The organism is Hazenella coriacea (assembly GCF_004341825.1).
GTDB lineage: Bacteria > Bacillota > Bacilli > Thermoactinomycetales > Thermoactinomycetaceae > Hazenella > Hazenella coriacea.
This window is the reverse complement of the sequence record NZ_SMAG01000016.1, coordinates 1-6,293: the sequence shown is the minus strand read 5'-3', so window position 1 is coordinate 6,293 and position 6,293 is coordinate 1. Positions and strand designations below refer to the sequence as shown.

The window sequence follows — 6,293 nt, the reverse complement described above, 5'->3', positions numbered from 1 at the left end:
GCTGATTCACGAAAACCAAGTCATCAGCTTGGAAGATTTGCAAGTAAAGAACATGGTGAAGAACCATCGGCTAGCTAAATCCATCACAGACGCTTTATGGTCTGAGTTTGTAGCCTTGTTGGAATACAAGGCTGAATGGTTTGGGAGAACCATTGTCAAGGTGGGTAAAACCTTTCCTTCTAGCCAATTTTGTTCTCACTGTGGTTTTAGAAATAAAGAAGTGAAGAACCTGAACTTGAGATCATGGACTTGCCCTGCATGTGGGACAGATCATGACAGAGACTTAAATGCAACAAACAATATTTTGAATGAAGGGTTGAGACTTCTTGCCGTAGGAACTACGGTTGAAGCTTAGTTAAGATCCTGTCTGTGGATGGGAGTTTCTAAGAATCCCCCACCTCTTAGCCATCGGCGTAGGTGGGGGGGAGTGTTCAAAAAAGGCTTATGGGGGAATTCTGTTGCAACCATTAAAAGAGAAAATCTTATCAGAAGGTAAAGTGCTTTCAAATGAAATTATTAAAGTGGATGCTTTTATTAATCATCAAATTGATCCACTTTTGATGAAAGGAATCGGAAGTGAATTTTGCCGTCGTTTTTCAGACACAGAGATTACGAAAGTGTTAACGATTGAATCATCGGGCATTGCTCCTGCTCTTATGACAGCTTTAGAACTACAAGTTCCAGTAGTATTTGCAAGAAAGAAAAAATCGTTAACCTTGCGGAATCATTTATATGAGTCAAAAGTATTCTCATTTACTAAGAAAGAAGTCAACCATATTACTGTTTCCAAAGATTATATTACGAAAGAAGATCGGGTGTTAGTGATCGATGACTTTTTAGCAAATGGACAAGCTGCTGATGGTTTGATGGATATTGTGGAGCAGTCTGGAGCGCACTTGGTTGGAATTGGTATTTTAATCGAAAAAGCGTTTCAAGAGGGAGGTAAATTATTGAGAGAGAAAGGCATTCGTGTCGAATCTCTAGCCAAGATTGCTTCATTAGAAGATGGCAAAGTACTTTTTGTTGATTAGAATCGAGAACCAGATTTCACTCTTATTAATGGTGTCTATGGCGGGATATGATTTGGACGAAAAATGGACTCTAACTGTGGATGTTTTGACACTATCTTTTTTATACTTATAAACATGTCCGTATAATGCGGACATTTTTTATTTCCGGATTTGGTTTTATCGGTTATAATCTAAGAGTATTTATATATAAGTTATGGAATTGTTGGAAAGGGGTGTCCGTCATGAGCGGAACCATGCGTGCTCTAGTTAAACATCATTCGGGTGAAGGGGCTATATTGAAAGAAGTACCGATCCCAACGATTGGTCCTGATGAAGTGCTCATAAAAGTGAAGGCGACGAGTATTTGCGGGACGGATATTCATATATATACTTGGGATGATTGGGCGAAAAGTCGTGTCACTCCCCCTTATGTATTTGGACATGAATTTAGTGGTGTAGTGGTGGAAATAGGGGATCATGTTACCTCAGTAGAGGTGGGAGATCATGTCTCAGCAGAAACACATATTGTGTGTGGGCAATGTTCAGCATGCCGACGTGGAGACGGACATATTTGTTTACATACACAAATCATTGGTGTGGATCGAGATGGCTGTTTTGCTGAATACGTAGCATTACCAGCGTCGAATTTGTGGAAGAATAGTAAAGAGCTACCTTTTGAAATCGCTTCCATCATGGAGCCGATGGGGAATGCTGTACACACGACTCTCTCAGGGGAAATTGTGGGTAAATCGGTTGCCGTTGTTGGATGTGGTCCGATTGGTATAATGGCTGTAGCGATTGCTAAAGCAGCTGGAGCATCCAAAGTGATCGCTTTAGATGTAAATGAGTATCGCCTTCAATTGGCTGAACAAATGGGAGCCACTCATATCGTTCATTCTTCTCAAGAAGATCCTGTAAAAATGGTTCGAGCGATTACTCAAGGTCATGGTGTTGATGTGGTTCTAGAGATGTCAGGACATCCAGTCGCAATTAAACAAGGATTGGAGATGTTGGTTCATGGTGGTCGAATGTCTATGTTAGGCTTACCAACACGTCCAGTAGAAATCGATATTACCAATCAAATTGTTTTTAAAGGAATTACGATTCATGGGATTACAGGGCGTAAGATGTTTGAAACATGGGAACAGACAGCTGGATTGTTAGAGTCTGGGAAGGTAAATCTTCAACCGTTGATTACACACCAACTACCTTTTGAAGAGTTTGAAAAAGGATTTGAACTGATGAAGAGTGGAAATTGTGGAAAGGTTGTACTTACCATCAACTAGTTTAAGCTTGGGAGGGAACAAGTGTGAAAGGTTTTTCTTATCTTGAAACAGAGATCCAACAGTGGAAGGATGCAGGTACATTTCGTCCTTTAACTGAACTATTATCAGCTCAAAGTTCAAAGGTAACCATTCGAGGAAAAGAAGTCATTCAACTTTCTTCCAATAACTATCTGGGATTAACCACGCATCCAAAATTAAAGCGAGCTGCACTAGAAGCGGTCGAAAAATATGGTGCAGGAACAGGTTCGGTCCGAACGATTGCTGGTACATTTCAAATGCATGAGGACTTTGAAAAAAAATTGGCTGAATTTAAACATACTGAAGCTGCACTTGTTTTTCAGTCTGGTTTTACTGCCAATGTTGGAGTAATATCCTCGATCTTAACAGATCAGGATGTCGTGATTAGTGATGAATTGAATCATGCTAGCATTATTGATGGAATTCGTCTAACTAAGGCGGGGCGTCGCATCTATAAGCATGCTGACTTAGCCGATCTAGAAAAAGCTCTGCAAGAGACACAGTCTGCACGTGTTAGGTTAGTGATCACGGATGGAGTCTTCAGTATGGATGGAGACATTGCCCCTTTACCTGAAATCGTAGAGCTATGTGAAAAATATGATGCTCTAGTTATGGTAGATGATGCTCATGCCAGTGGAGTTTTAGGTAGTAATGGAAGAGGAACTGTTGATCATTTCGGCTTAAATGGACGAGTTCATATTCAAGTGGGTACATTATCTAAAGCCATTGGTGTCTTGGGAGGATATGTTGCAGGCCCCCAAGTGTTACGTGACTATCTGATTCATCGAGCACGTCCTTTCCTATTTAGTACCTCTCACCCACCAGCTGTAACTGCGGCATGCAGTGCGGCGATTGATGTTTTACTAGAAGAACCAGAACTCATCGAACGACTTTGGGAGAATGCCCGTTTCTTTAAAGAAGGACTAACCCAACTCGGTTTTCAGACAGGTAGTAGTGAAACGCCAGTTACGCCTGTGATTGTAGGGGATGACGCTCTAGCTATGAAGTTATCTGATGAGTTGTTTACTGAGGGGGTTTATGCTCAGGGGATTGCTTTCCCAACTGTTGCTAAAGGAAAAGCTCGGGTTCGTACAATTGTAACAGCTGTTCATACCAAAGAAGATTTACAGGTTGCTTTGAATGCATTTGAAAAAGCAGGTAAACAATTAGGGATTATCTAGAAAGTAAGAAGATGATGAGGGGATTTCCTTTCATCATCTTTTTTATTGTTTAAGGTGATTATTGATTTCAGAATCATGCTCCTTCTACTTTTTCTAAGACAAAATGAAGAGTAATTTTGTAGTAATTCCATAATAAAAGATAGTTTTAGATTATTTTTAATATAAACAAGTTTGCTACACAAACAAAAACAGGGATTTGTTAGATTCTAGGAGGCTTACTCACACTAAGTGAGTAAAAACTGTATTATATATTAAATTAATCATCACAAGTAAGAGCTCATCCATACATAAAATAAAGTTGCCAGGATCAATACCTGACAACTTTATTGATATTACTTGCGATTTTTTAAGAGAAAACGGATGTACCAGATACTAGATAAGGAGAGAAATAAGAAAGTGGCTAGTCCAACCCAGTGCACACCAAACCATTTAGGACTTGATACATCTTCAAAGATAAATTCAAATAGACCGCTAAATAGAGCCAATGGAAATCCATAGATTGAAATGAAACTAATTAAACGATTGATGCGAGCTTCAGAATAGTTTTTGATGATATTTTCTATTTCTGTAACAGATTCATATAAATCTTCTAGTTGGCGTGAAAGTCCCCAACGTTTTTCAATAGTGGTACGAAATTTTTGTAAGTTGTAATCAATGGAAGAAGGCATGGTAGCTAAGATCGTGTGACGCAATTTCATTTTTTGTTTGGCAATCCAGTTGTTTAAAGAGAGAATTTCTGAGCCTGATAAGCTTTCTTTTTCTTCAAGTTTTTGTTTAATATCTGCAACTCGATTGGTAATTTCAACGTGGATTTCTGTGATCGCTTTGACCCGTTGGAGTAAATGGTGAAATTCCTTTGTATATAAGGGGAAATCTAAGGGGTCATTGTTCCAATCATCTAATATTAAGACACCATTATAATGAATAATAGCAAACCCACATGAAAGTTCGATAAAGTCAAAGCTGACTTCATTGGGAAGAGGGTGAATCGGAGGGATCTCCCCTTCAAAGCTTCCTGAAGCACATACAGCAAGATATCGTTTCATACTCGGTGAGGTAACTAGAGATTGTTGTGGACTTAATGAATCCCATTTGACTGCTGTCAATTGTTTTTGAGTTGACGGATCTACAATCAGAGGGTCGCATTGGTAGATCATCTGGGTTTCACCGATCGAACCATCTTCAAGAAAAGGGCGGACAGCTAACGAATTAGCAGGGTTATATAGTTCCCAAATCGCACTGACAACATCTGACCAGTCTAATTTTGAGCCATATGTATAGGGATCAAGTCGTTGTGGCGCAGCAATCAGTGCATATCTTCCACGATCATCGTACCAAGGTTGGTTCGCTTCTGAACGATCAGGGAAACGTGGTTGATCACAGGGACGATGACCTTCCCATCTTTCGTTTTCCAAATCCTCTAATCGAATCCATAAATCTTCAAGATGGATATTCATGTTTGGGTCTACCGAGATCACTATGTCACTGCCTGTTCCTTTGAGTTCGGGACGATAAATCGCCATAAAACTAAATCCCGACTCTAACCATGTTCGCTCTTCGTCGTTACTCAAGAATGATTTCAACAGACCAATGTAAGTATTCTCTGTGGCAATAAAGGCATCAACCAATAGTGTTCGATTGGAATTCCGGATCGGAAGTTCTAATTGGATAACTGTTGCATGGTTAAGGGCTTGTAAATATTTTTGATATTCAACCCGAACAAACCCGATTGCACGTTGATACTCCTCAATGTGATCTAATTCTGGAATCTCATAAGGAAGAACTTCCTCAAGTAACAAGTCGAGAGCAAATTTTACGCAAGCTAAAAAGCCGCTTACATAGTTTTGAGGATCAATGATTGTCATATGGTTTCCGTGTTCATCCATCACTTCTTGTACGGTAACATGCGCATGTGCAAGAGCACTATGTAGACATCCCCAAGATTCAAACGGTTCCCCGGTTGTTTTGACATCTCCTTGTTCCCATTTATTCACATATTCGATCCAATCTTCTGGAAAATCATCAGCAGGAACTTCTAAAAGTCGTGTACAGAATAAGATAAATCCTAAACAGGAATCAGGAGACAGATCATCGATGTTAAAGCGTAGCTCTTCTAATGAACGACTGAGTGGTAGCTCAGCTTGGTCAACAAAATAAAGATATTCCGTAACAGATTCGTATTCAGTTCCTTCATGGTAATAGCTAATTCCAACTGATTCAGGCTTATTTGAACCAATATAAATTGTATCTTCTTGATTAGTTGGATTGAGGTGACTAGTGGGTTCATATTGAATATTTAAATCATCTACAGTTTCTATCAGATACTCTATAGCTTCAGTAAGTTGCATAGAATGATTCCTTTTCCTTTCTATAAAGTTCAACACTACTAGCGTGAAATCTATTGTAATAAAAAACTTAACATCTAATTATGTAAATAATCGTAACAAAAATGCAAATAATCTGCCGCAGAGTTATTTTTTAATAAAATGATTGACTTTCAGTTTTTATGGTGTTATTATAAATCTTGTCGCTGCGAGATGGTGACAAAAAATGAATCACATGAAAGTGTTCCTTGAAAACTAAAGAGTGAAACCATGACCTGTTAATTTTTTGAGAGCATAGAATCAAACAACCATTTTGGAGAGTTTGATCCTGGCTCAGGACGAACGCTGGCGGCGTGCCTAATACATGCAAGTCGAGCGAGGAGCTTCGGCTCCTAGCGGCGAACGGGTGAGTAACACGTGGGCAACCTGCCCGCAAGATCGGGATAACTTCGGGAAACCGGAGCTAATACCGGA

General features: G+C 39.5%; 5 protein-coding genes and 1 rRNA gene. 5 read left to right on the top strand and 1 reads right to left on the bottom strand.

Going from position 1 to position 6,293, the window contains the following annotated elements:
- The 4 genes from EDD58_RS14575 to EDD58_RS14560 form a co-directional block, all read left to right on the top strand.
- The coding region (locus EDD58_RS14575; RefSeq protein WP_165875996.1) for an RNA-guided endonuclease TnpB family protein at positions 1 to 355 on the top strand (355 nt) is incomplete at its 5' end.
- Between the two features lie 103 nt (positions 356 to 458).
- Entirely contained in the window at positions 459 to 1,031 is a 573-nt protein-coding gene (locus EDD58_RS14570; protein ID WP_131926852.1) for a xanthine phosphoribosyltransferase, read from the top strand.
- A 221-nt stretch (positions 1,032 to 1,252) separates the two neighbouring features.
- Positions 1,253 to 2,296: an L-threonine 3-dehydrogenase gene (gene tdh, locus EDD58_RS14565; RefSeq protein WP_131926850.1), complete on the top strand. Its 1,044-nt coding sequence runs from the start codon at positions 1,253 to 1,255 to the stop codon at positions 2,294 to 2,296.
- 23 nt (positions 2,297 to 2,319) lie between these two features.
- On the top strand, positions 2,320 to 3,495 hold the full coding sequence (locus EDD58_RS14560; protein WP_131926848.1) for a glycine C-acetyltransferase: 1,176 nt from the start codon (positions 2,320 to 2,322) through the stop codon (positions 3,493 to 3,495).
- A 332-nt stretch (positions 3,496 to 3,827) separates the two neighbouring features.
- Here EDD58_RS14560 and EDD58_RS14555 read toward each other — a convergent pair whose 3' ends face one another.
- On the bottom strand, positions 3,828 to 5,843 hold the full coding sequence (locus EDD58_RS14555) for a hypothetical protein (protein ID WP_131926846.1): 2,016 nt from the start codon (positions 5,841 to 5,843) through the stop codon (positions 3,828 to 3,830).
- A gap of 286 nt (positions 5,844 to 6,129) precedes the next feature.
- Here EDD58_RS14555 and EDD58_RS14550 point away from each other — a divergent pair.
- Positions 6,130 to 6,293, top strand: a 16S ribosomal RNA gene (locus tag EDD58_RS14550); the annotation flags it as partial.

What these genes read in the sequence shown, in the direction of transcription:
- tdh (WP_131926850.1), top strand. Translation starts at nt 1,253, where the DNA reads ATGAGCGGAACCATGCGTGCTCTAGTTAAACATCATTCGGGTGAAGGG.
- EDD58_RS14555 (WP_131926846.1), bottom strand. Translation starts at nt 5,843, where the DNA reads ATGCAACTTACTGAAGCTATAGAGTATCTGATAGAAACTGTAGATGAT.